The 25512-nt window shown below is 63.5% G+C and carries 17 protein-coding genes; 9 read left to right on the top strand and 8 right to left on the bottom strand.

The annotated features are described in order from the left end of the window. Nucleotides 1–14: 14 nt before the first annotated feature. The 3 genes from dnaJ to grpE form a co-directional block, all read right to left on the bottom strand. Nucleotides 15–1151: a molecular chaperone DnaJ gene (dnaJ, locus tag NCR93_RS02330; protein WP_008351467.1), complete on the bottom strand. Its 1137-nt coding sequence runs from the start codon at nucleotides 1149–1151 to the stop codon at nucleotides 15–17. Nucleotides 1152–1395: 244 nt separating this feature from the next. After that, nucleotides 1396–3351, bottom strand: a complete 1956-nt coding sequence (gene dnaK / locus NCR93_RS02325; RefSeq protein ID WP_250532163.1) for a molecular chaperone DnaK — start codon at nucleotides 3349–3351, stop codon at nucleotides 1396–1398. Between the two features lie 211 nt (nucleotides 3352–3562). Further along, nucleotides 3563–4165: a nucleotide exchange factor GrpE gene (gene grpE / locus NCR93_RS02320; RefSeq protein ID WP_008351471.1), complete on the bottom strand. Its 603-nt coding sequence runs from the start codon at nucleotides 4163–4165 to the stop codon at nucleotides 3563–3565. A gap of 360 nt (nucleotides 4166–4525) precedes the next feature. Between grpE and NCR93_RS02315 the strand changes: the two genes are divergently transcribed. Then, a complete protein-coding gene (locus NCR93_RS02315; RefSeq protein ID WP_008351472.1) occupies nucleotides 4526–4687 on the top strand; it encodes a hypothetical protein in 162 nt (53 codons plus the stop codon). Here NCR93_RS02315 and NCR93_RS02310 read toward each other — a convergent pair. From NCR93_RS02310 to hrcA, 3 genes are all read right to left on the bottom strand, one after another. Next, nucleotides 4659–5066, bottom strand: a complete 408-nt coding sequence (locus NCR93_RS02310) for an RNA-binding S4 domain-containing protein (RefSeq protein WP_008351473.1) — start codon at nucleotides 5064–5066, stop codon at nucleotides 4659–4661. The two genes, NCR93_RS02315 and NCR93_RS02310, sit on opposite strands and share 29 nt — an antisense overlap. Before the next feature lie 25 nt (nucleotides 5067–5091). Beyond that, nucleotides 5092–6159, bottom strand: coding sequence for a ferrochelatase (gene hemH / locus NCR93_RS02305; protein ID WP_250433715.1), 1068 nt, complete (start codon nucleotides 6157–6159; stop codon nucleotides 5092–5094). A 123-nt stretch (nucleotides 6160–6282) separates the two neighbouring features. Beyond that, entirely contained in the window at nucleotides 6283–7299 is a 1017-nt protein-coding gene (hrcA, locus tag NCR93_RS02300) for a heat-inducible transcriptional repressor HrcA (protein ID WP_008351475.1), read from the bottom strand. Between the two features lie 186 nt (nucleotides 7300–7485). Here hrcA and NCR93_RS02295 point away from each other — a divergent pair, with 186 nt between their 5' ends. After that, entirely contained in the window at nucleotides 7486–8382 is an 897-nt protein-coding gene (locus NCR93_RS02295) for an NAD kinase (RefSeq protein ID WP_008351476.1), read from the top strand. Between the two features lie 30 nt (nucleotides 8383–8412). Then, the gene (recN, locus tag NCR93_RS02290; protein WP_250532162.1) at nucleotides 8413–10065 is read left to right on the top strand and encodes a DNA repair protein RecN; all 1653 of its coding nucleotides are present in this window, start codon (nucleotides 8413–8415) and stop codon (nucleotides 10063–10065) included. Nucleotides 10066–10074: 9 nt separating this feature from the next. Here the strand turns inward: recN and glnE are convergent, their stop codons facing one another. After that, on the bottom strand, nucleotides 10075–12873 hold the full coding sequence (gene glnE / locus NCR93_RS02285; protein ID WP_250532161.1) for a bifunctional [glutamate--ammonia ligase]-adenylyl-L-tyrosine phosphorylase/[glutamate--ammonia-ligase] adenylyltransferase: 2799 nt from the start codon (nucleotides 12871–12873) through the stop codon (nucleotides 10075–10077). Nucleotides 12874–13055: 182 nt separating this feature from the next. Between glnE and NCR93_RS02280 the strand changes: the two genes are divergently transcribed. The 4 genes from NCR93_RS02280 to aroG all read left to right on the top strand — a co-directional run bounded on the left by NCR93_RS02280 (nucleotide 13056) and on the right by aroG (nucleotide 21289). Further along, complete coding sequence (locus NCR93_RS02280; RefSeq protein ID WP_250532160.1) at nucleotides 13056–17381, top strand: YhdP family phospholipid transporter; 4326 nt, start codon at nucleotides 13056–13058, stop codon at nucleotides 17379–17381. A 56-nt stretch (nucleotides 17382–17437) separates the two neighbouring features. Further along, entirely contained in the window at nucleotides 17438–18268 is an 831-nt protein-coding gene (locus NCR93_RS02275) for a carbon-nitrogen hydrolase family protein (RefSeq protein WP_250532159.1), read from the top strand. A gap of 127 nt (nucleotides 18269–18395) precedes the next feature. Then, nucleotides 18396–19862: a metalloprotease TldD gene (tldD, locus tag NCR93_RS02270; protein ID WP_008351481.1), complete on the top strand. Its 1467-nt coding sequence runs from the start codon at nucleotides 18396–18398 to the stop codon at nucleotides 19860–19862. 353 nt (nucleotides 19863–20215) lie between these two features. Next, nucleotides 20216–21289: a 3-deoxy-7-phosphoheptulonate synthase AroG gene (aroG, locus tag NCR93_RS02265; RefSeq protein WP_250532158.1), complete on the top strand. Its 1074-nt coding sequence runs from the start codon at nucleotides 20216–20218 to the stop codon at nucleotides 21287–21289. A gap of 407 nt (nucleotides 21290–21696) precedes the next feature. Here aroG and NCR93_RS02260 read toward each other — a convergent pair whose 3' ends face one another. Further along, complete coding sequence (locus tag NCR93_RS02260; RefSeq protein WP_008351484.1) at nucleotides 21697–22242, bottom strand: cob(I)yrinic acid a,c-diamide adenosyltransferase; 546 nt, start codon at nucleotides 22240–22242, stop codon at nucleotides 21697–21699. A 157-nt stretch (nucleotides 22243–22399) separates the two neighbouring features. On the opposite strand from NCR93_RS02260, the gene NCR93_RS02255 reads away from it, so the two are divergent. Further along, the gene (locus NCR93_RS02255) at nucleotides 22400–23818 is read left to right on the top strand and encodes an FAD-binding oxidoreductase (RefSeq protein ID WP_250532157.1); all 1419 of its coding nucleotides are present in this window, start codon (nucleotides 22400–22402) and stop codon (nucleotides 23816–23818) included. A 101-nt stretch (nucleotides 23819–23919) separates the two neighbouring features. Beyond that, nucleotides 23920–25431: an FAD-linked oxidase C-terminal domain-containing protein gene (locus NCR93_RS02250; protein WP_033536577.1), complete on the top strand. Its 1512-nt coding sequence runs from the start codon at nucleotides 23920–23922 to the stop codon at nucleotides 25429–25431. Nucleotides 25432–25512: the final 81 nt, after the last annotated feature.

The following is a 25512-nucleotide window of genomic DNA, read 5'->3' as shown; positions in this document are numbered from 1 at the left end:
CGCACTCGACCGCATCAATCGAAGAAGCTCTTCACGCGGTCGAACCAGCTCTTGCTTTGCGGACTATGCCGCGCGCCACCCTCGACGAGCGACTTCTCGAACTGCTTGAGCAAATCGCGCTGCGCGTCGGTGAGCTTGACCGGCGTTTCCACCTGGACATGCACATACAGATCGCCGGCGATGCTCGAACGCAAGCCCTTGATGCCCTTGCCGCGCAAACGGAACGTCTTGCCCGACTGCGTGCCTTCCGGCACCGTGAAGCTCGCGCGGCCCGCGAGCGTCGGCACTTCGATCTCGCCGCCGAGCGCCGCCGTCGTGAACGGAATCGGCATCTGGCAATGCAGGTCGTCGCCGTCACGCTCGAACACCGAATGCTGCTTGATGTGGATTTCCACATACAAGTCGCCGGCCGGACCACCGTTGATGCCCGGCTCGCCATTGCCCGCCGAGCGGATTCGCATGCCGTCGTCGATGCCCGCCGGAATCTTCACTTCCAGCGTCTTCGTTTCCTTCACCTTACCAGCGCCGTGGCAGTTCGCGCACGGATCGGGGATGTAGCTGCCGCTGCCGTGACACTTCGGGCACGTCTGCTGGATGCTGAAAAACCCTTGCGACATGCGTACCTGGCCCTGACCATGACAGGTCGGGCAGGTTTCGGGCTTCGTGCCCGGCTTCGCACCGGAGCCGTGGCAGACGTTGCAGTTCACCCAGCTCGGCACGCGAATCTGCGTGTCGTAGCCGTGCGCCGCCTGCTCCAGCGTGATTTCCATGCTGTAGCGCAAGTCCGCGCCGCGATACACCTGCGGACCGCTGCGGCCGCGCGCGCCGGCGCCACCCGCCGTCTGTCCGAAGATGTCGCCGAAGATATCGCCGAAGGCATCGGCGAAACCGCCGAAACCTTGCGCGCCCGCGCCCGCCATGTTCGGATCCACGCCCGCGTGGCCGTACTGATCGTAGGCGGCCCGCTTCTGCTGGTCGGAGAGCATTTCGTAGGCTTCCTTCGCCTCCTTGAAATTCTCTTCCGCCTTCTTGTTGTCCGGGTTGCGGTCAGGGTGATACTTCATCGCGAGCTTGCGATACGCCTTCTTGATCTCGTCGTCGCTCGCATTTTTCGCGACGCCCAGAACGTCGTAGTAATCCCGTTTCGCCATGTCGGTTCGATGCCGCCGCGCTTGAGCGCCGCGGTTCCTGTCAGATGCTGCGAGATGCTGCGGATGTCGCTCGCAACCCGCGCGTAAAACTTTTTGCGCCTCGCCAGAAGCAACGCGCCTCTAAAAACAACGTGCCCGGAGAGCCGAAAGGCTCGCCAGGCGCGCTCCACGTCAGACGCCAACGCGTCCCGGTGATACCACCGAAAAGCGCGTGAATGTCGCCACTCACGCGCCCGATTCGGCGTTAGTCCTTCTTCACTTCCTTGAAGTCGGCGTCGACGACGTCATCGTGATGCTGGCTCGCGCCCGCATCCGCCGACGCGCCCGCGCCTGCCGCACCCGCGGCCGCGCTCGCCGCGCCTTGCTGCGCCTGCATGTCGGCGTACATCTTTTCGCCGAGCTTCTGCGAAGCCTGAGCCAGCGCCTCGACCTTTGCTTCGATCGTGGCCTTGTCGCTCGAGCTGCTCTTCAGCGCCTCTTCGAGGTCCTTCAGCGCCGCTTCGATCTTTTCCTTCTCCGAAGCGTCGACCTTGTCACCGTACTCCGCGACCGCCTTCTTCGTGCTGTGAACCAGCGCATCGCCCTGGTTGCGCGCGTCGGCCAGCTCACGCAGCTTGTGATCTTCCTCGGCGTTGGCTTCGGCGTCCTTCACCATCTTGTCGATTTCCGCGTCCGTCAGACCCGAGTTCGCCTTGATGGTGATCTTGTTTTCCTTGCCCGTCGCCTTGTCCTTCGCGCCAACGTGCAGAATGCCGTTCGCGTCGATGTCGAAGGTCACTTCGATCTGCGGCACGCCGCGCGGTGCGGGCGGAATGCCTTCGAGGTTGAACTCGCCGAGCAGCTTGTTGCCGACGGCCATTTCGCGCTCGCCCTGGAACACCTTGATCGTCACGGCGCCCTGGTTGTCGTCCGCCGTCGAATACACTTGCGAGTGCTTCGTCGGGATGGTCGTGTTCTTGTTGATCATCTTCGTCATCACACCGCCGAGCGTCTCGATGCCGAGCGACAGCGGCGTCACGTCGAGCAGCAGCACGTCCTTGCGGTCGCCCGACAGAACCTGGCCTTGAATCGCGGCGCCCACGGCGACGGCTTCGTCCGGGTTCACGTCACGGCGCGGATCCTTGCCGAAGAATTCCTTCACCTTCTCCTGCACCTTCGGCATACGCGTCATGCCGCCGACGAGAATCACGTCGTCGATGTCGCCGACCTTCACGCCCGCATCCTTGATCGCGATGCGGCACGGTTCGATCGTGCGCTCGATCAGATCTTCGACGAGCGCTTCGAGCTTGGCACGCGTGAACTTGAGGTTCAGGTGCTTCGGACCGGACGCGTCCGCCGTGATGTACGGCAGGTTGATGTCGGTCTGAGCCGTCGACGACAGTTCGATCTTCGCCTTTTCAGCGGCTTCCTTCAGGCGTTGCAGCGCGAGCACGTCCTTGGACAGGTCGACGCCCTGCTCTTTCTTGAACTCGCCGATGATGTAATCGATGATGCGCTGGTCGAAGTCTTCACCGCCGAGGAACGTATCGCCGTTCGTCGACAGCACTTCGAACTGCATTTCGCCGTCCACGTCCGCGATCTCGATGATCGAGATGTCGAACGTGCCGCCGCCCAAGTCGAACACGGCGATCTTGCGGTCGCCCTTTTCGGCCTTGTCGAGACCGAACGCGAGCGCGGCCGCGGTCGGCTCGTTGATGATGCGCTTCACTTCCAGACCGGCGATGCGGCCCGCGTCCTTCGTTGCCTGACGCTGGCTGTCGTTGAAGTACGCCGGAACCGTGATGACGGCTTCCGTCACCGGCTCGCCGAGGTAGTCTTCAGCGGTCTTCTTCATCTTGCGCAGGACTTCAGCCGAAACCTGCGACGGCGCGAGGTTCTTGCCGTGCGCTTCGACCCATGCATCGCCGTTGTCGTGCTTGACGATCTTGTAGGGCATCAGGTTGATGTCCTTCTGCACTTCCTTCTCGTCGAAGCGGCGGCCGATCAGGCGCTTGACCGCGTACAGCGTGTTCTTCGGATTGGTGACCGACTGGCGCTTCGCAGGCGCGCCGACGAGGATCTCGTTGTCATCCATGTACGCGATGATCGACGGCGTGGTGCGCGCGCCTTCCGAGTTCTCGATGACCTTGACCTGATTGCCTTCCATCAGCGCCACGCACGAGTTCGTGGTGCCGAGGTCGATACCGATGATTCTGCCCATTTTTTATCCTCTCCTAGCTTTGATCGCAGTGGCGTTGCGGCCGGCCTTTCGATGCCGGCTTTTGCCGATTTACCGGGCCGAACGCCCAAAATTCATACCTGTACGCAAGATAAGAGCGTCAGTTTCGATTTCAAGACCCTGCAAACGATGCGGTCTATAAGTTTTTTTTGTGCGGCGACCGACACGGCCGGCACGTACGCCGCGAGACCGATTACTTCGGCGCGGCGACGGTCACGAGCGCCGGACGCAGCACGCGGTCGGCGATGACGTAGCCCTTCTGCAGCACCGTGACGACAGTATTCGGGTCTTGTTCCGCCGGAACCATCGAGATGGCCTGATGGCGATGCGGATCGAATTTTTCGCCGACCGGGTTCACCGCGATCACGCGGCCTTTCTCCAACGCGCCCGTCAGTTGACGCAGCGTCAGTTCGACGCCTTCGCGAACCTTGGCGACATCCGTCGACTGGTCGGCGAGCGCGGCTTCCAGGCTGTCGAGCACCGGAAGCAGGTTCTCCGCAAAATTTTCGATGGCGAATTTATGCGCCTTCGCGACATCTTCCTGACTGCGGCGGCGCACGTTCTCGGTTTCGGCCTTCGCGCGCAGGAAGTCTTCCTTGAGCGCGGCGATGGTGGCCTGCGCTTCGGCGAGCGCAGCTTCGGCCTCATTCGGCGCGGCTTGCGGCGCGGCGGCGGCATCAGCCGGTGCGCCTTGGGACGCGGGAGCCGCCGCGCTGGTCGGGTCGGCGGACTGGCGCGCGTTATCGTCGGCGGGCGTTGCGTTCTGGCTCGCTGGATTCTCTTGCGTGTTTTCCATGTCGCTGAATATGTATTGCAGTGAGTTGAATCGGCTGCGAAAGCGGCCAGACCGAAAGTCGGACGCATTTTTCGCACTAACGGCCGAAATGAGGGCGCCGAAAGCTTTTTCAAGCCTTCGAAACGGTTTTTCGGACAAATCTCGACAGCAAGGTGGCGCCGCAATGGCTCGTAATACACACTTCGCCGCGGCGCGCGATTTTCGGATTGAGGGAAAGCCCTGAGTCGCCTACACTTCAAAAAAGCAGCGCAGGACGCACGTTAACCCTAATCCTACGAATTGCTTCAAACCGCTTTCAGCCCTTGCCCGTTTCCTGATCCGGCCGCCTTCTGACCGGGCAACCCGCTTCCCGGGGATACCATGAAACTGACCTTTGCTATCGCGGTGGTCGCCCTGGTACTCGTCGCGGGAACGACCACCATCTGCATGTCCGGCGTCGTGACCGAACGTACCACCGAGTACGGCGGCGTTCACGCGACCATCGAAAGCTACTTCAATCCGAACGAGAAAATTTGTCGATAGTGCGCCGGTCGCGCTTCGTCGGCCTTCCCTGCAGTTCCGCTGCGGGCTCGCGGAAATTCTTGCGGCGCTCGGCCTCGGCCATGCGTTTCGCACGGCCTTCCCCGGTTTCGGCATAGAGCGTCTGGGCGACCGGCGCCGGGCCGCGCACATCGCATATCCCGAGCACTTCGACCTGCCACACCAGCCGTTCGATATCGATCTCGACGATATCGCCAACGCGCACGTCCTTAGACGGCTTCACATTCGCCCCGCCGATCTTCACGCGGCCTTTCTCGACCGCATCGCTCGCGAGCGAACGCGTCTTGAAGAAACGCGCTGCCCAAAGCCACTTATCGATGCGCAAACGCGCGCCAGGTTCCGTCGAAATCTTGTAGTTCATGGGTGAATGCCTGAAAAAGCCGCGCTCAGGCCACTGCGGTGAGCGGCTGCACAGTCTGCACGGGCCATCCCTGAAGATGTTGCGCGGCGATCTCGCCCAGTGCCTTGATCCACGCGGGCGCTGAGTTCAGGCAGGCAATCCGGTGAAAATGCTTGCCGCCCGCCTTCAGAAATTCGTCGCGCACCTCGATGCCGATTTCCTCGATCGTCTCGAGACAATCCGCCGTGAAGCCGGGACAGAACACGTCCACACGAGAAACGCCGCCCGCGCCGAGCTCCGCGACCGTCGGCGCGGTGTACGGCTGAAGCCACTCCGCCCGCCCAAAGCGCGACTGGAACGTCACGCGGCATTCGACCGGCGTAAGCCCGAGCGCGGCCATGAGCAACGAACCGGTCAGCTGGCACTGGTCGTGATACGGATCGCCGAGATCCATCGTGCGCTTCGGCACGCCGTGGAAGCTCAGCACAAGCTTGTCGCCCGCGGCGAAATCCGGCTGGCCGTGATGCCGCCAATAGTCGCGCACCTGCTCCGCGAGCGCCGCGATATACGCCGGATGATCGGCGTAATGGCGGATCGTGCGGATTTCCGGCTGATTGCGCACGCGCTTGAGCGCGGCGAACGCGTCGTCGAACGCGGTGGCCGTCGTGGACGACGAGTATTGCGGATACATCGGCAACAGGAGAATGCGGTCGGCGCCTTCGAGCTTCAGCTGATTGAGCATCGCGCCGATGCCCGGCGTGCCGTAGCGCATCGCATAGTCGACGATGACGTGATAGTCGTTCGCCGCGAAGAGCCGCCGCAAGCCGTCGACCTGCTTTTCCGTATGCACGCGCAGCGGCGAGCCTTCGGGCATCCACACTTGCGCGTACTTCTTCGCCGATGCGCGCCCGCGAAACGGCAGGATCAGGCCGCGCAGAATGAATTGCCACACGAATGACGGAATTTCGACGACGCGCGGATCGGACAGGAATTGCGCCAGATACTTGCGCACCGCCCGCGGCGTGGGCGCGTCCGGCGTGCCGAGATTGATCAGCAGCACCGCGACGCGATGCGAAGCGCTGGGCTGCGAGGGCAACTCGAGGTCGAAACGCATAAGGGAAGCGAGCCTGAAGATGGTCGTCGGAAAAGTTGAGGACCATTATAGCGGCGCGTTTCCGGACGCATCATTGGCCGAACGGCCTAGTGGCGCGCTCTTTCGCGGCGCGCCAAGATGGCGTCACTGATGACTGAGCGACATCGACAGCAAACGCGCGGTGATATCGACGATCGGAATCACGCGGTTGTACGCCATGCGCGTCGGGCCGATCACGCCGAGCGTGCCGACGATCTTCCCGTTGACCTCGTATGGCGCCGTCACGACGCTCATTTCCTCGATCGGCACGAGATTGCTTTCTCCGCCGATGAAAATCTGCACGCCTTGCGCGTGACTCGATACATCCAGCAATTGCAGGAGGCTCGTCTTTTGGTCGAACAAATCGAAAAGCTTGCGCAGCCGCGCCATGTCGGACGAAAGGTCCGCCACTTCGAGCAGGTTGCGCTCGCCGGAAATCAGCACGGTGTCAGTGGGGTCCGTCTCGGCGGTGCTCGCGACCACGGCCGCCTGCATGAGCGCGGTCATGTCGCCGCGCAACTGGTCGATTTCCTCGCGCAAACGGCGGCGTACTTCGTCGAAGGACAGGCCCGCGAAATGCGCGTTGATGTAATTGGAGGCTTCTACGAGTTGCGAAGGCGAATAGTCGCGTTGCGTGGCCATCATGCGGTTCTGCACGTCGCCTTCGGGCGTCACGATGATGAGCAGAATGCGCTTGTCCGACAGCCGCATGAACTCGATCTGCTTGAACATGTGGCTCCGGCGCGGCGTGAGCACGACGCCCGCGAACGAAGACAGATTGGACAGCACGCTCGCCGCCGCCGCGACGATCTTCTGCGGCTCCTCGCCTTGCAGGCGAGTCTTGACCGCGGTGGTCATGGCCTCGTCTTGCGGTGCTTCTACAGTCAGCATCGTGTCGACGAAGAGCCGGTAGCCGCGCGGCGTGGGAATGCGTCCCGCCGACGTATGCGGGCTCGCGACCAGCCCGAGGTCTTCGAGATCCGACATGACGTTGCGGATGGTCGCGGGGCTCAGTTCGAGGCCGGAATGACGTGATAACGTGCGCGAACCGACCGGCTGACCTTCGGCGATGTAGCGCTCGATCAACGTTTTGAGGAGGGTTTGTGCACGTGGGTCTAGCATGGGGAAATTTTAGCTCAACGTGTCGGATAGCGGCGAGCCGCGCCGGGTGGTCGGCATTCAACGTCCGCTCCATTCTAGCGACAAACGGCGAGCCTGCCCGCGTCATGCCGCACGGTCTCGTCGCGGCGCGCCCGGCGGCCATCGCCCACGGTTCTTTTCGCTCTCTGACTATGGTGTAATGCCGGCATGGAAATTGGCCAATTCAAGACCGTCGCCCTCGTGGGGCGCACCAACACGCCGGGCATCGAGGCGCCGCTGAGATCGCTCGCCGATCTCCTCAGAAGCCAGGGCTTCGAGGTCGTCTTCGAGGCGGGCACCGCGAAGGACGTCGGCGTGACGGAGTTCCCGGCGCTCTCCATCGCGGAGATGGGCGCGCGCGCGGACGTTGCAATCGTGCTCGGCGGCGACGGCACGATGCTTGGCATCGGACGGCAGCTCGCGCCGTATAAAACACCGCTCATCGGCGTGAATCATGGCCGGCTCGGCTTCATCACCGACATTCCGCTCAAGGCGATGCAGGAAATCGTCCCGCAAATGCTCGCCGGCCAGTTCGAGCGCGAGGAGCGCAGCCTGCTCGAAGCGCGCATCGTGCGCAACGACAAGCCGATCTACCACGCGCTCGCGTTCAACGACGTCGTGGTGAATCGCAGCGGCTTCTCCGGCATGGCGGAGCTGCGCGTGTCGGTGGACGGCCACTTCATGTACAACCAGCGTTCCGACGGACTGATCGTCGCGACGCCGACCGGCTCGACCGCCTACGCGCTGTCGTCGGCGGGGCCGATCCTGCATCCGCAATTGCAGGGCTTCGTGCTCGTGCCGATCGCGCCGCATTCGCTGTCGAACCGGCCGATCGTGCTGCCCGACGATTCGAAAGTGACCATTCAGATCATCGGCGGTCGCGACGTCAACGTGAACTTCGACATGCAGTCGTTCACCGCCGTCGAACTGAACGACGCGATTGAAGTGCGGCGCTCGAAGCATACGGTGCCGGTGCTGCATCCGGTCGGCTACAGCACGTACGCCACGCTGCGCAAGAAGCTGCACTGGAACGAGCATCCGTCGCAGGATTCGTCCGCTCTCTGATCTGCCAGAACTTCCTTCCCCGAAGCGTCCATGCTCCGTCATCTTTCCATTCGAGATTTCGTCATCGTCGCCACGCTGGATATCGATTTCGATCCAGGCTTCACGGTCTTTTCGGGTGAAACCGGCGCGGGCAAGTCGATCCTCATCGACGCCCTCGCGCTCACGCTCGGCGCGCGCGGCGACGCGAGCGTCGTGCGCGCCGGTCAGGCGCGCGCCGACATCACCGCCGAATTTTCGACGCATCCGCTCGTCGTGCGCTGGCTGGACGAACACGCGCTCACGCAGGACGCCGATTCGGTCATGCTGCGGCGGGTGATCGATTCGGGCGGCCGCTCGCGAGCGTTCATCAACGGCACGCCCGCGACGCTCGCGCAGTTGCGCGAAGTCGGCGAAATGCTCGTCGATATCCACGGCCAGCACGCGCATCAATTGTTGATGCGACCGGACGCGCAACGCGAACTCTTCGACACGCACGCGCAGTTGCTCGACACGGCCGGCGCGGTGAATCGTGCGTGGCGAGCGATGCGCGACGCGCAGCAAGCCGTCGAGACCGCCCAGAATCGCGACCGCGAGCTGCAACTGGAACGCGAGCGTCTCGCGTGGCAACTGAGCGAGTTCGACAAGCTCGCGCCGCAGCCCGGCGAATGGGAAGAAGTGAGCGCGGAGCATCATCGGCTGTCGCATTCGGCGAGTCTCATCGACGGCGTGCAGGGTGCGCTCGGCGCGCTCTCCGAATCCGACGAAGCGATGATCTCGCAGCTCGGCGCCATCATCTCGAAGCTGCGCGGCCTGGCCGATATCGATCCCGCGTTGAACGACGTGCTCGCGTCGCTCGAACCGGCGGAAATCCAGTTGCAGGAAGCGTCGTATTCGCTATCGCACTACGCGCAGCGGCTGGAGCTCGATCCTGACCGGCTCGCGCAAGTCGAAAGACGCATGGAGCAACTGCACTCGACCGCGCGCAAGTTCCGCCTTCAACCCGAAACGCTGCCGGAAGAACACGACGCGCGCCGCCGCCAGCTCGCCGAACTCGATGCCGCCGCCGATCTCGATGCGCTCAACGCCGCCGCCGAGAAAGCGAAGAGCGAATATCTCGCGCAAGCCAAGGTGCTGTCCAAGGCGCGCGCGAAGGCCGCGAAAAATCTGTCGAAAGCGGTCACGGAAGGCATGCAGGAGCTGTCGATGGCAGGCGGCAGCTTCGAGGTCGCGCTCGTGCCGCTCGCCGAAGGCGGCGCGAACGGGCTGGAGCAGATCGAATTCCGCGTCGCGGGACACGCGGGCGTCGCGCTGCGGCCGCTCGCGAAAGTCGCGTCGGGCGGCGAACTGGCGCGCATCAGTCTTGCGCTCGCCGTCATCGCGAGCACGGCGAGTCCGACGCCCACGCTCATCTTCGACGAAGTGGACACGGGCATCGGCGGCGGCGTCGCGGAAGTGGTCGGGCGTCTGTTGCATCAGCTCGGCCGCGACCGTCAGGTGCTGTGCGTCACGCACTTGCCGCAAGTGGCCGCGCGTGGCGATCAGCATTTCCAGGTCGCGAAATCGTCGGACGATGCGGGCGGCACGGTGAGCACGGTAAAGCAACTCGATCGCGCAAAACGCGTGGAAGAAGTCGCGCGCATGCTCGGCGGTCTCGAAATCACCGCGACCACCCGCAAGCACGCGAAGGAAATGCTGGCGGCTTAAGCATCCGCGTCAGCCCGCCGACGCCACTGCGAACACACGGTCCCACAGCGCCGTCACCGCGTCGCGTTCGGTCTGAACCGTGGCCGGATCGACGCGCGCCTTTTCCATACCGTCGAGCCGCAGCGTGTGCTGCAGCTTGCGGTACTGGCGATACGCCGCGCCGATCGCATCGGCTTCTGCTTCGGCGATCAATCCGCTTTTCGCGGCGATCTTCAACAGCGTGATATTCCCCGCGTTGCGCAGAAACTCGCGATGCTCGCGCGCGTGCAGCAACACCCAGTACTGAACGATGAACTCGATATCGACCATGCCGCCGCGATCGTGCTTCAGATCGAAAAGGTCGCTGCGATTCGGATGGCCATCGGCGACGCGCTGGCGCATCGACACGATCTCGCGCGCGAGCGCGGCCGCGTCGCGTTCCATGACGAGCACGTCGGCGCGAATCTGCTCGAACTCCGCGCCGATTTCGGCATCGCCCGCGCTGTAGCGTGCGCGCGAAAGCGCCTGATGCTCCCAGACCCACGCCGTGTTCGCCGCGTCGCCCTCGCGAATCTGATAGCGGCGAAACGATGCGAGGTCGGTCACGAGCAGGCCCGATTCGCCATTCGGCCGCAGACGCAAGTCGACGTCGAAGAGCGTGCCCGCGCCCGTCGCCGACGTGAGCCACGTAATGAGGCGGCGCGTGAACATCGCGTAGATGTCGGAGGCCGCGTCGTCGGGATCGTCGTACAGAAAGATGAGGTCGAGGTCCGACGCGTAGCCCAGTTCCTTGCCGCCGAGCTTTCCGTACGCGATGACCGCAAAGCGCGGCGTCTCGCGATGCCGCTTCGGGAACTGCTTCCACACGGTCTGCACGGTGACGTCGAGCACGGCGTCGGCGAGTTCGGAGAGACGGTCGCTCACGTGCTCGACGCTCAGATGCCCGGCGAGATCGATCAGCAGAATGCGAAATACTTCGGCCTGATGCGCGTGACGCAGCAGATCCATTTGATGTTCCGCGTCCTCGGCGGCATCGAGCCGTGCAATCAGCGAGCGTTTGAACGCGGCCCAGTCGAACGGGCTGGCGATGGCTTCGTCGTCGAGCAATTCATCGAGCAATTGCGGATGGCGGATCAGATAGCCCGCCGCCCAGCGCGACCCCGACAGCACCGAGAGCACGCGCGCGAGCGCCGCCGGATATTCGGTCAGCAGCGCGAGATACGCGCCGCGCTTGGCCGTCGCTTCGAGCAGATCGAAAAGCCGCATGATGGTGTCGGCGCGGCGCGGCGCATCGATCGACTGCACGGCTTCTATCGAGCGTTGCGCGACGATATCGAAGCGTTCGCGGCTCTGCGACGGCAAGCCGGCGTAACGCGCCGAATTCCACACGCCCGTCAGACGTGCGAGCACCGGCGCCGGGTCCGCGAAGCCGAGTTCCATGAGGCGCGCGGCGAGCTCTTCCTGCGCGGAATCGTCGGCGAGCGCGCCGCTCCAGATCCACGACGCCACCGAATCCTCCGCGACGCCGCAGCCGCCCTGCCCGCTCACCTTGTCGGCGAAGATCGCGTCGAACTGCTGCTCGACGAGCTCGCGATGCGCGTCGAGCGTTTCCATCAGCGCGGCGTAGTCCGCGAAGCCGAGCGATTTCGCGAGCAACGCGCGCTCGTCGTCGGCGACGGGCATCGCGTGCGTCTGTGCATCGTTGCGGTATTGCAGCCGGTGCTCGACCGTGCGCAAAAAGAGATAAGCGTCGGACAGCGCCTTGCACACCTGTGGCGCGAGCAGGCCATGCGCAGCGGCGCGTTCGAGCACCGCGAACGTCGGACGAATGCGGAAATCCGCTGCCTGTCCGCCGCGAATCAACTGAAATACTTGCGCGCTGAATTCGATCTCACGAATGCCGCCGCGCCCGAGCTTGATGTCGTCGGCCTTGTCGGGGCGCATCGACGCGCGCCGCCGCGCTTCCTGCCGAATCTGCTGATGCAGCGAGCGGATCGCGGCGATCACGCCGTAATCGAGATAGCGCCGGTAGATGAAGGGCGTCGCGATGGCTTCGAGCTGCTTCGCGAGACGCTTCGCCGAATCGCTCTTCGTCTCCGAGATGAGCCGGCCCTTGATCCACGCGTAGCGCTCCCATTCGCGGCCCTGCACGTAGAAATACTCTTCGAGCATGCCGAGACTGCACACGAGCGGGCCGGAGTCGCCGTTGGGACGCAGCCGCATGTCGACGCGAAAGACGTAGCCGTCTTGCGTCATTTCCGCGAGCGCGCCGATCAGCCGCCGGCCGAGCCGTGTGAAGAATTCCTGCGTCGGGAGCGCCGAGCGCGTGCCGCCCGAGGTTTCGCCGTCCTCTTCGTAGACGAAGATCAGATCGATATCCGACGATGCGTTCAGCTCGCGCCCGCCCAGCTTGCCCATGCCGACGACGCCGAGCGTGAGCCGCTCGCCGTCCGGTCCGCGCGGCTCGCCGAAGAGCGCTTCGAGATCGGCCGACAGCACCGCCAGCGCGCGCTGCACCGTGACTTCGGCGAGATCGGTCATCGCGCCGGTGACTTCGGCGACATCGGCGGTGCCCGCGAGATCGCGCTCCATCACCGTGCAGAAGACTTCGGTCCGCAAGCGGCGCAACGCGGTCTTGAGCGCGGCTTCATCGAGCACGCCGCTTTCGGTGCAAGGCGTGCAGTGCGCGTCCAGCCGCGCTTCGATCCACCCACGCGTGATGCGCGTCTGCGCCCATTGCGCGACATTCGACGCCAGTTCGGGACGCGCCGAGTACGCGCGCGCCGCATAGTTGGAATAATCGGAACTGAGAAGAGTTGCGTCGGTCATGAAAGGTTAGGTTCGCTCATTGCTTCCGGAAAGGCATCGCGGTATAACACCGCGCCGCAAGTCTTGCCGGGCGCGGCTCAGCGAGCCTCCACGAGTGCGCAGGCAGCGGCCGTCGCCGCAATGCCCGTGTTACATTTCAGCGTCAAACACGCAAAACTACCATATCGCCGAACAGCAGCAGCATGTCCGACAGCAGACGATCCGTCGACCCGACCGAAGTTGGACAAGCCAGGCCCAGCGGCAACGCCGAGCGCGTGCTTGCGCGCGTCTTCAAATTCCTTCTCGTCATTGCGGCCATCGCGTATTTCGCGGTGGCGGGCGTGTATGTCGGCCTGCGCTATATCGTCATGCCGCAGGTCGATTCGTTCCGGCCGCGGATCGAGCAACTCGTCTCATCGCAGATTCACGCCCAGTTGCGCATCGGCAGGATTTCCGCGCGATGGTCCGGGCTCTCGCCGACGATCGATATTGACAACCTGCGCATCGACGCCGCCGATGGCTCGCCGGGCCTCGCCGTGCCGCACGCGAGCGCGAGCATCGCGTGGGGATCGCTGCTGCATCTGCGGCCCAAGCTCGCCGATCTGACCGTCGACGGACCCGATGTCATCATCGCGCGCAACGCCGATGGCGCGGTTACTGTCGCGGGCGTGCCGATTCCCACGCATCGCACCGGTTCGAACGCATTCACGACCTGGCTGCTCGGCCAGGACCGCATTCTTCTGCGCGATGGCACGCTGCGCTGGCGCGACGCGCAGCGCGCCGCGCCCGAGATCGCGTTCAAGCGCCTGCACCTCGCGATCGTCAACGACGGCGCGCGTCATCGGCTTGCGCTCAAGGCGCCCGCCGATGGCGACGTGCTGCACGGCCCGCTCGATTTCCGCGCGGACTTCCGTCATCAACCCTTCTCGGCGATGGGCGCGCCCGCGAACTGGACCGGCCGTCTCTACGTTTCGACCGGTCCCGTCGATCTGCCGACGCTCGCGCGCTACGTGAAGCTGCCGTTCCAGATGTACAGCGGCCGCATCAACAACCAGATCTGGCTGAACTTCGCGGGCGGCCAATTGCAGAACGCGACCGGCGACCTGACCGGCGCGAACGTCGCGCTGCGCACGCGCCCGACGCAGCCGCGCCTCGATCTTCCGATCGCCAGCTTCAACTGGAACATCGACAAAAGCGACAACGCGTACACGCTCGATCTGCGCGACCTGCACGCGGAGTTCGGCCAGTTGCCGCTCGACGACGGCACGCCGGTCGCGCGTCTGCTCGTGTCGCGCGCGCTGACGGCCACGTACCGGCTGCCTTCGGTCGGCAAGGGGCAATTGCTGCGGCTGACGGGCGATAGCGTCGATATCGGCATCCTCGCGGAATTCGCGCGCGCACTGCCGCTGCCGGCGAAGATCCTCAACGAGCTCGTGCGCTTCAATCCGCGCGGCCAGGTGTCCGATTACACGATCTACACCGAGCGCGCCGCGCCGAAGACCGAGGAAGAAGCGCAGCAGCAGCGCAAGAAGGGCGACGCGCCGCTTCTGCACTACGCGTTCAAGGGCGATCTCAACGGCCTGAGCGTGCAGGCGCAGGAGCCGCCGCCCGGGCTCACGATCAACAACCATCCGCGCGCCGGCATTCCGGGCGTCGAGAATCTGTGGGGCAGCGTCGACGCGAACGAGAAAGGCGGCCACATCACGATCGACACGAAGAACGTCGCCGTCACCGTTCCCGGCGCGTTCGACGATCCGCGCCTCGTCTTCGATTCGCTGCAAGGCCGCGCGCGCTGGACCGTCGCCGATGCGATCGCGCCCGGCGAACTGCGCCGCGCGTTCACGCTGCATCTGGAGACGCTGCGCGTGAAGAACGCGGATGCCGAAGGCGAGGCCACCGCGGACTACTGGAATCAGGGCCACGGGCGCGGCAATCTCGATCTGAAGGCGAAGGTCTCGCATCTGAAAGTGACGAGTCTCGTGCGCTATCTGCCGACGAGCCTCAACGAGCGCGTGCGCGTCTATCTCGGCCATGCGCTGCAGGCGGGCGTCGCGAAGAACGGGACGATCGAAGTGCACGGCGATCTCACGCGCTTTCCGTACGCGAAATTTCCCGATGCGGGCATCTTCCGCATCGAGGCGCCGTTCACCGGTGGCAAGTTCGATCCCACGCCCTTCCCGCCGCGCAAGATGGCCAACGGCCTGCCGAACTTCTGGCCGGCGTTCGAGGGTATCGACGGGACGTTCACGCTCGCGCAGAACAAGCTCGGCTTCGATATCGGCCGCGGGCATTATCGTGGCGTGAAGGTCTCGAAGGTCGTCGGGCGCATCGACGATACGGGCAATCGCGAAACCAAGCTGTGGATCGACGGCAAGGCGCGCGGCCCGCTCGCCGACATGCTGAAGTACGTCGACGACAGCTCGCTCGGCCTGATGGCGAAGCACGCGACCCGCAAGATCGACGCAAAAGGCAACGCGGATCTCGCGCTCACGCTCGGCATTCCGCGCTATCGGCCGCCCGCGCCGCAGCCGCCGATCAAGCCGGAGTACAAAGGCTCGCTCACCTTCGCCGACAACGAAGTCAGGTACGCCAATCTGCCGCCGCTCTCGCATCTGCGCGGCCGTGCCGATTTCGCCGCGAAAACCGTCACGCTCAATGGCCTCTCGGCGCAATTGCTCGGCGGCGATGTGCGCGCCAAGGGCGGCGTGCAGGCGGACGGCAGCTATGCGTTCGACGTGAACGGACGCATCGGCGCGGATGCCGCGGGCCGCCTCAACAAGCCGATGACGCCGCAAGTCGCGGCTTTCATGAAGCGCATCGACGGCGCCGCGCCTTACGAGATGCACGTTCACGGCGTCAAGAACGCGCTGCCGGTCGTGCAGGCGAGTTCGGATCTGACCGGACTCGGCATCGATCTGCCCGCGCCGTTCGGCAAGGCGAAAGGCGCGCCGATGCCGCTCACCTTCAGCTTCCAGCCATCATCGGGCGGCGCGCCGGATCTGCATGACGCGCAGTTGAACGTCGGCCCGGTGGCCGCGCATTACGTGTTTCAGCAGATCGGCAAGGCTCAGGTCAAGATCGATCCGCAGAACGTCGCCGAGCCGATGAACATGCGCGCGCGCGTGAAGGTCGTGCGCGGCGCGATCGGCCTGAACAAGCCGGCGGATTTGCCGGCCGAAGGCGTGAGCGCGACCGCCGATCTGAACGAATTCGATGCCGATGCCTGGCGCAAGACTTTCGCCGAACTCAGCGCCGCGATGCCTGACTCGCCCGCCGACTCGCCCGCCGACGCGAACGCGCCGCGCGCACCGATGAGCGAGAACGTGAAGCAATTCATCCCAACGCGCGCCGCCATCCATTTCACGACGCTCAATCTGCTCGACCGGCGCTGGGAGAACGTCGCGATTGCCGCGAGTGAAAGCGAGACCGATCGCACATGGCAAGCGAACATCGCGTCGAATCAGATTTTGGGCGATGTCTCGTGGACGCCCGGCGCGAAGAAGGAAAGCCCCGGCGCGTTGCAGGCGCGCTTCGCGAAGATCGTGATTCCGGAGAAGAAGGAGCACGATGCCGCCGGCAAGCTCGTGATGAAGCCGCCGCGCAACATGCCGACGATCGATCTCATCGTGAACGAGATCGTGTTCCGCGACCACGACCTCGGCCGGCTCGAAGTCGACGCACATAACGAAGTCATCGCCGATGAGCCGATCTGGACGCTCGACAAACTCGAACTCGCGAACCCCGACGCGACGCTCACCGCGAACGCGACGTGGCGCACGCTGCCGGGCGGCGTCGTGCAGGCCGCCGCGCAACCGGACGCGATGCGCAGTCAGGCCGATGACGTCACTCCGCGCCGCACGTCGCTCAACTTCAAGCTCGACGTGAAGAACGGCGGCCAGTTGATCGACCGTTTCGGCGCGCCGCACGTGGTCGGTTCGGGCAGCGGAACCGTGTCGGGTCACGCGGCGTGGAACGGCGGGCCGACGGCCGTCGACGTGAACACGCTCGATGGCAACGTCGCCGTCGATCTGCGTCACGGGCAGATTCTGCGTGCGCCGGGCTCGGCGAAGTGGCTCGGCGTCTTCAGCCTGCGCAGTCTCGCGAGCCTGTTGACGCTGCATTTCGAGGATGTCGTCGGCAAGGGCCTGCCGTTCGAGAAGATCACCGGCAACGCGACGATCGTCGATGGCATCAGCCGCACGGACGACTTCCTGATGGTCACGTCGCCGGCGCGCGTGCAGATGCAGGGCATCGTCGATATGCCGAAGCAGACGCAAGACCTCCACGTCAAGGTGATTCCGACCGTCGGCGCCGGCGCGGTCGCACTGGGCGCGGCGGTCATCAATCCGCTGCTCGGCCTCGGCGCGCTCGCCGCCGATCTCGCGCTGTCGGCGTCGATTCAGAAAGCGTTCGCGCTCGACTATTCGATCACCGGCTCGTGGAGCAAACCCGTCGTTAAGCGGCTCACTGGCGATCAGGGTAAGATCGAAACACCCCCCGCCGCCGTGGCTCCGGCCGCTGCCCGCTGAAAACGGGCGTTCGGCGGCGCGGTTTTCGTCCCCTTTTTAGACAGCGCACCCAAGACATGAGCGAAAGATCGAGCGAAAGCGCGGCCCCGTTTCAGGTCGCCGCGCTGCAGATGGTCAGCGCGCCGGACCGCGACCGGAATCTCGCGGACGCCGGACGGCTTATCGCCCAGGCTGCGCGAAGCGGCGCGCAACTGGTGCTCCTGCCCGAATATTTCTGCTACATGGGTTTCAAGGACACCGATAAGCTCGCGATACGCGAAACGCCGGGCGACGGGCCGATCCAGCGGTTCCTTTCCGACGCGGCGCGCGAACACGGCGTATGGATCATCGGCGGGACGTTGCCGTTGCAGTCGCCGGAACCGGATCGCGTGATGAACACGACGCTCGTCTTCGATCCGCGCGGCCAGCAGGTCGCGCGCTACGACAAGATTCATCTGTTCAATTTCGAAAAGGGCGAGGAATCGTTCGACGAAGCGCGCACGATCTGTCCGGGGAACGAAGTACGCTCATTCGACGCGCCGTTCGGACGCGTGGGATTGTCGGTGTGCTACGACCTGCGCTTTCCGGAGTTGTATCGAAAGCTCGGCGATTGCGCGCTGATGGTCGTGCCATCCGCGTTCACTTACACGACCGGCCGCGCGCACTGGCAGACGCTGCTCACGGCGCGCGCCGTCGAGAATCAGTGTTACGTGCTCGCGGCGGCGCAAGGCGGCAATCACGAGAACGGACGGCGCACGTGGGGTCACAGCATGCTGATCGATCCGTGGGGCGAAATCGTCGATGTGGAGGATGAAGGACCGGGCGTCGTGATCGGCGGCATCGATCTGAAGCGCATCGCCGCCGTGCGACAGAGTTTGCCGGCTTACCGGCATCGCGTGCTCCGTTGAAGCACGCGCGAACTTGAAGACGCGGGTTTCTCCCCGCACATGATGTGAGCGAATCGGAACGTAGAATAGGCTGCAAATCGTCTGCAAATATCATCGAACTCGTCACAGAACACGCAATAGGCACCGCATGAATATCATCGAACCCGGCATTCGTAACCTGGTCACGGCGAAGGACGTTTTGCTCACGCCCTACGGCCTCGACGAAGGCCTGATCACCCGCACGCTGGCGGAAATCTTCACGCATCGCGTCGATTACGCGGATCTCTATTTCCAGTCCACGCGCAGCGAAGCGTGGAGTCTCGAAGAAGGCATCGTCAAATCGGGCAGTTTCAGCATCGATCAGGGCGTCGGCGTGCGCGCCGTGTCGGGCGAGCGCACCGCGTTCGCGTATTCCGATGACCTCTCGCCCGAATCCATCCGTCAGGCCGCGATCGCCACGCGCGCGATCGCCAAGGCGGGCGGCGGCAAGCACAAGATCAAGCCGGCGAGCACGCTTACGGGCGTGTCGGGCCGCGATCTTTATCTCGCCGCCGATCCGCTGCATTCGCTCGACGCCACCGCCAAGGTGAAATTGCTGGAACGCGTCGAGCAAATGGCGCGGGCGAAAGATCCGCGCATTACGCAAGTGATGGCCGGCATGGCCGGCGAATACGATGTCGTGCTGGTCGCGCGCAGCGACGGCGCGCTCGCGGCGGATGTGCGCCCGCTCGTGCGCGTCTCCGTGACGGTGATCGCCGAGCAGAACGGCCGGCGCGAAATCGGCACCGGCGGCGGCGGCGGGCGTTTCGACTACGGCTATTTCACCGACGCGATCCTCCAGAAGTACGTCGACGATGCCGTGCATGCCGCGCTCGTCAATCTCGAAGCGCGCCCTGCTCCGGCCGGCGCGATGACCGTCGTGCTCGGGCCGGGCTGGCCCGGCGTGTTGCTGCACGAGGCGGTCGGACACGGCCTGGAGGGCGATTTCAACCGCAAGGGCTCGTCGGCGTTCGCGGGACGCATCGGCGAGCAGGTCGCGGCGAAGGGCGTCACCGTCGTCGATGACGGCACGCTGCCGAATCGGCGCGGCTCGCTCAATATCGACGACGAAGGCAATCCGACGCAGTGCACGACGCTGATCGAAGACGGCATTCTCAAGGGCTACATTCAGGATTCGCTGAACGCGCGCCTGATGAAGATGCCGGTGACGGGCAACGCGCGCCGCGAATCGTACGCCGCGCTGCCGATGCCGCGCATGACCAACACGTACATGCTCAACGGCGACAAGGATCCGCAGGAGATTCTGGCGTCGGTGAAGAACGGCCTGTATGCGGTGAACTTCGGCGGCGGTCAGGTCGATATCACCAACGGCAAGTTCGTGTTCTCGGCGTCCGAGGCGTACATGATCGAGAACGGCAAGATCACGTATCCGGTGAAGGGCGCAACGCTGATCGGCAGCGGGCCTGAGTCGCTCAAGTACGTGACGATGATCGGCAACGACATGTCGCTGGATAGCGGCGTCGGCGTCTGCGGCAAGGAAGGACAGAGCGTGCCGGTGGGCGTCGGTCAGCCGACGTTGCGTATCGAGAAGATGACGGTCGGCGGCACGGTCTGATCGCCCACCGCGTGCATGCGGGATTTCCGCATCGATCGGGCGTGGACGTAGCGTCTTCGTTTCGTTCGATGCGGATTGTCCGCGTTTTTGCGTGTGCAGGGTTGTCAGCGCTGCACGTTTGAGGTTATAAAAGCAGTCACAACTTTTTTCGACCGACGTCCGGTTTCTTTTTCGATCCATCATGTCCGCCAAGTTTTATTTTTATTTCTTTTGGCATCTCAGACCGCTGGCGGATCGAGAGGGTGAGTCGTACACAGGTTGAACAAACCGAATTCCCGAAAAAACCGCCAGCGAGTCTGGCGGTTTTTTTTCGTCTCATAGTTTGATTCGCACGCTGCCGCTGGAGAACCGACATGCCCCCGCACAATACCGATGACGTTCGTATCCGTGAACTGAAAGAGCTGACCCCGCCCGCGCATCTGATCCGCGAATTCCCTTGCGCCGAGCCGGTTTCGGAGCTGATCTATAACGCGCGGCAGTCGATGCACCGCATTCTTCATGGGATGGATGACCGGCTGATCGTCATCATCGGGCCTTGCTCGATTCATGATCCCAAGGCCGCTATGGAATACGCGGGGAGGCTGATCGAGCAGCGTCGTCGCTTTGCGGGTGAGCTTGAGATCGTGATGCGCGTGTACTTCGAAAAGCCGCGTACCACCGTTGGATGGAAGGGGCTCATCAACGATCCGTATATGGATAACAGCTTCAAGATCAATGATGGATTGAGGGCTGCGCGGGAATTGCTCATGCATGTCAACGAGCTTGGGCTGCCGGCCGGGACCGAATACCTCGACATGATTAGCCCACAGTACATCGCCGATTTGATTTCGTGGGGGGCGATTGGGGCTAGGACGACGGAATCGCAGGTTCATCGGGAATTGGCTTCGGGGCTGTCCTGTCCTGTTGGGTTCAAGAATGGCACTGACGGAAATGTAAAGATCGCCGTCGATGCGATTAAGGCGGCTTCCCAGCCGCATCATTTTCTTTCAGTGACCAAGGGCGGGCATTCGGCGATCGTTTCTACCGCGGGGAATGAGGATTGCCATATCATTTTGCGCGGAGGGAAAGCGCCTAATTATGATGCTGCGAGTGTGGATGCGGCTTGCTCGGATATCGGGAAGGCGGGGTTGGCGGCGCGGTTAATGATCGATGCGAGTCATGCTAATAGCTCGAAGAAGCATGAAAATCAGGTTCCGGTTTGTGAGGATATTGGTAAGCAGCTTGCGGCTGGAGATGACCGGATCGTCGGCGTGATGGTGGAATCGCATCTCGTTGCCGGGCGGCAGGATTTGAAGGAAGGGTGCGAGTTGACGTACGGGCAGAGTATTACCGATGCCTGTATCGGGTGGGATGAGAGTGTCGGCGTGCTTGAAGGACTGGCGGAAGCGGTGAAGCAGCGGCGGGTTGTGAGGGGTGGAGGAAACTAGTAACTCTACTCTTGCGGAGGTGCGGAAAAAGATAATTCGCACCTCGCCTAAAGATCCTTTTTCAAAACGGGATCTGATGCCTCAATCGCGCCTTAAAGTTAGTTAAATAAATCGCATGATCTTCGTACAGTTTGATTTTTATGCGCGACTCAACTGTCCGGAGAGTTGATTTTCGGCAATCTTGGCAGAGTGCAACATTAATATTTGCCTTCAACGATACAAGGACGAAGAATTTTTCTTGACTGAGCAAGACCCAGCCAATCTGAAAAAACGCTCACTGCCCCGCGAAGCTAACATGCCAAGTATTTCCGCATAGGTGAAGCGCAAATCAGCATGCAGTTGATTCGCCCGCTCCGCTTCATGAATCGATAGATGAACTGGTAACGAGGTACGTACATGCTCAAGACCTAGCGCCGCCACAACGCATCCTCGCCACCGTCAGCACGGTTTAAGATCCTCGCCAGTACGAACATCAAATCCGACAACCGATTCACATACCTCCGCGGCGCCTCATTAACCCCAGCAGTTTCAATGCGCCCCAACGCGACAATAGCCCTCTCTGCCCGACGGCAGACAGTGCGCGCAACATGCGCCAGCGCCGCCGCCCTTGACCCACCCGGCAAAATAAATTCCTTGAGCGGCGGCAATGTCGCGTTGTACTCCTCCAGCCACGCGTCTAATTGAGCAAGATGCGATTCCTGAATCATCGAATGCCCCGGAATCGACAACTCCCCGCCCAAATCAAACAAATCGTTCTGGATCCGAGTTAAAGCATCGCGCACATCTGAAGGCATCGGCTCACACAGAAGGACGCCGATACACGAATTCAACTCATCCACATCCCCGATTGCAGCAATCCTCGCATCGTCCTTGGAAACGCGGCTTCCATCGCCAAGACCCGTCGTTCCATCATCGCCGGTACGCGTGGCGATCTTGCTCAAGCGGTGACCCATCATCGACTCCTGAAAAGCGGACAAAAACCCCGACCCATTATAGGCACGCGCCTCCGCGCGAAGCCCGCGGCGCCGACCGGCTCCTCGACGGCGTAAAATGAGATAGAAAGCCACGCCCAGAACAGAAACCAAAGCCGCACCGCCCGGAGACACGCACGTGAATCACCCCACCGAACATCAGGCGCTTCAGAAACGCCCCTTCGCCGCCGCGCTTCTCGATGCCCTGAAGCAGCAATTCGCCGACCGCGTCTCCACTGCGCAAGCGGTGCGGGAACACCACGGCCGCGACGAATCGCCGTTCGATCCGCAACTTCCCGATGCCGTCGTCTTCGCGCGCAGCACCGACGAAGTGCAAGCCATCGTCAAGCTCTGCGCCGAACACGACGTCCCGATCATCCCCTACGGCAACGGCTCGTCGCTCGAAGGCCATCTCCTCGCGGTGCAAGGCGGCGTCTCCATCGATTTGTCGGAGATGAACCAGGTCGTCTCGATCAACGCCGAAGACCTCACCGTCACCGTGCAGCCCGGCATCTCGCGCAAGCAACTGAACGAAGCGCTCAAAGACACCGGCCTCTTCTTTCCGATCGATCCGGGCGCGGACGCGAGCATCGGCGGCATGTCCGCGACGCGCGCCTCCGGCACCAACGCCGTGCGCTACGGCTCGATGCGCGAGAACGTCCTCGCGCTCACCGTCGTCCTCGCCGATGGCCGCGTCATCAAAACCGGCACGCGCGCGCGCAAATCGTCGGCGGGCTATGACCTCACGCGTCTTTTCGTCGGCTCGGAAGGCACGCTCGGCGTCATCACCGAAATCACCGTGCGCCTCTATCCGCAGCCCGAAGCGATTTCGGCGGCCGTGTGCGCGTTTCCGTCGATGGGCGACGCCGTGCGCGCCGTCATCGAAACCATTCAGATGGGCGTGCCGATCGCGCGCGTCGAATTCGTCGACAAGCTCGCCGTGCGCGCCATCAACAAGCATTCGAATCTGACGCTGCGCGAATCGCCGATGCTGTTCTTCGAATTCCACGGCACCGAATCCGGCGTCGCGGAACAGGCGCAGACGGTGCAGGACATCGTCGCGGAAAACAAAGGCGAGGACTTCGAGTGGGCGACGCGCCCCGAAGATCGCAGCCGTCTCTGGAACGCGCGCCATTCCGCCTACTTCGCGATGCTGCAACTGAAGCCCGGCTGCCGCGCCGTCACGACCGACGTCTGCGTGCCGATCTCGCGCCTCGCCGAATGCGTCGAGGAAACGGAGAAGGACCTGCAAGGCTCGTACTTGCCGAGTCCGATCGTCGGGCATGTGGGCGACGGCAATTTCCACGTCGCGATGCTGCTCGATCCGGCCAAGCCCGAAGAGCTCGAAGAAGCCGAGCGTATCAATCGGCTCATCGTCGGACGCGCGCTGAGGATGGGCGGCACCTGCACCGGCGAACACGGCGTCGGGCTGCACAAGATGGGCTTTCTGATCGACGAACACGGCGAGGACGCCGTCGACACGATGCGTGCCATCAAGCAGGCGCTCGATCCGAAGAATCTGATGAATCCGGGGAAAATCTTCGCTTTCGAAGGCTGACGAAGTCGCGCAAGATGCACGCATGAAGACGCGGCGCCGACCGCGCGGTCATCGAACAAGGAGGAGACGTGAACGCACCCGACGAGCTCAAAGCCGAGCAGATGTCGCCGAATCTGCCGCACGAAGACGCGCCCGCGCTGACCGAAGATCAGCTCGCCGCGCGTCAGCGTGAAGTCGTGCAGGCGCTGATGGCCGTGCTGCCGACGCACTGTCTGCTCTTTCGCGAGGAAGACACGGCCGCGTACGAATGCGACGGCCTCGCCGCGTATCGGCGTTTGCCGCTCGCCGTCGCGCTGCCTGAAACTGAAGCGCAGGTGCAGCGCGTCGTGCAGATCTGCGCGCGTCTCGCCGTGCCGATCGTTCCGCGCGGCGCGGGCACCGGCCTCTCCGGCGGCGCGATGCCGATCCGCCACGGCATCGTGCTGTCGCTCGCGCGCTTCCGGAAGATCATCGAGGTCGATCCGTACGCGCGCACGGCGACCGTGCAACCGGGCGTCCGCAATCTCGCCATTTCGGAAGCCGCCGCGCCGTTCGGCCTCTACTACGCGCCCGATCCGTCGTCGCAGATTGCGTGCACGATCGGCGGCAACGTCTCCGAAAACTCGGGCGGCGTGCACTGCCTGAAATACGGGCTCACGGTTCACAACGTCCTGCGCGTGCGCGCGGTGACGATGGACGGCGATGTCATCGAATTCGGCTCGCTCGGCCCCGATGCGCCCGGCCTCGATCTGCTCGCGGTGATGATCGGCAGTGAAGGCATGTTCGCGATCGTCACGGAGATCACCGTCAAGCTGATTCCGAAGCCGCAGACCGCGCAAGTCATCATGGCGAGCTTCGACGATGTCGTGAAAGGCGGCAACGCGGTTGCCGCGATCATCGCGGCGGGCATCATCCCGGCCGGACTCGAAATGATGGACAAGCCCGCGACGCGCGCCGTCGAGGAATTCGTCAACGCGGGCTACGATCTCGACGCCGCCGCGATCCTGCTATGCGAATCCGACGGCACGCACGATGAAGTCGCCGAGGAAATCGTCCGCATGACGGCGGTGCTGCGCGAACACGGCGCATCGCGCATCCAGATCTCGCGTTCAGAAGCCGAGCGCCTCAAGTTCTGGTCGGGCCGCAAGAACGCCTTTCCGGCGGCGGGCCGCATCTCGCCGGACTATTACTGCATGGACGGCACCGTGCCGCGCCGCGCGATTGGGCCGCTGCTCGCGCGCATCGAAGAGATGGAGAAGAAGTACGCGCTGCGTTGCATCAATGTGTTCCATGCGGGCGACGGCAACATGCATCCGCTGATTCTCTTCAACGGCAACGATCTCGACGAGTGGCATCGCGCGGAAGCGTTCGGCTGCGACATCCTGGAGGCGTGCGTCGAACTCGGCGGCACGGTGACGGGCGAGCATGGCGTCGGCATCGAGAAGATCAATTCGATGTGCGTGCAATTCTCGCCCGAAGAGCGCGACGCGTTCTTCGCCGTGAAGCGCGCGTTCGATCCGCCGGGTCTGCTCAACCCCGACAAGGGCATTCCGACGCGCGCGCGCTGCGCCGAATACGGCAAGATGCACGTGCGCGGCGGCCTGTTGCCGCACCCCGAGTTGCCGCGCTTCTAGCCGGGAGAACGCGTTCCGCTATCCACGTTTCCCCGCGTGTGGCGCCGTTAAGCGGCCGGTACAATCGACCGGACTGCCATA

Source organism: Caballeronia sp. ATUFL_F1_KS39, assembly GCF_023630985.1.
GTDB lineage: Bacteria > Pseudomonadota > Gammaproteobacteria > Burkholderiales > Burkholderiaceae > Caballeronia > Caballeronia zhejiangensis.
Note: the sequence above shows the minus strand (reverse complement) of the source record. Positions and strands in the feature narration are given on the sequence as shown.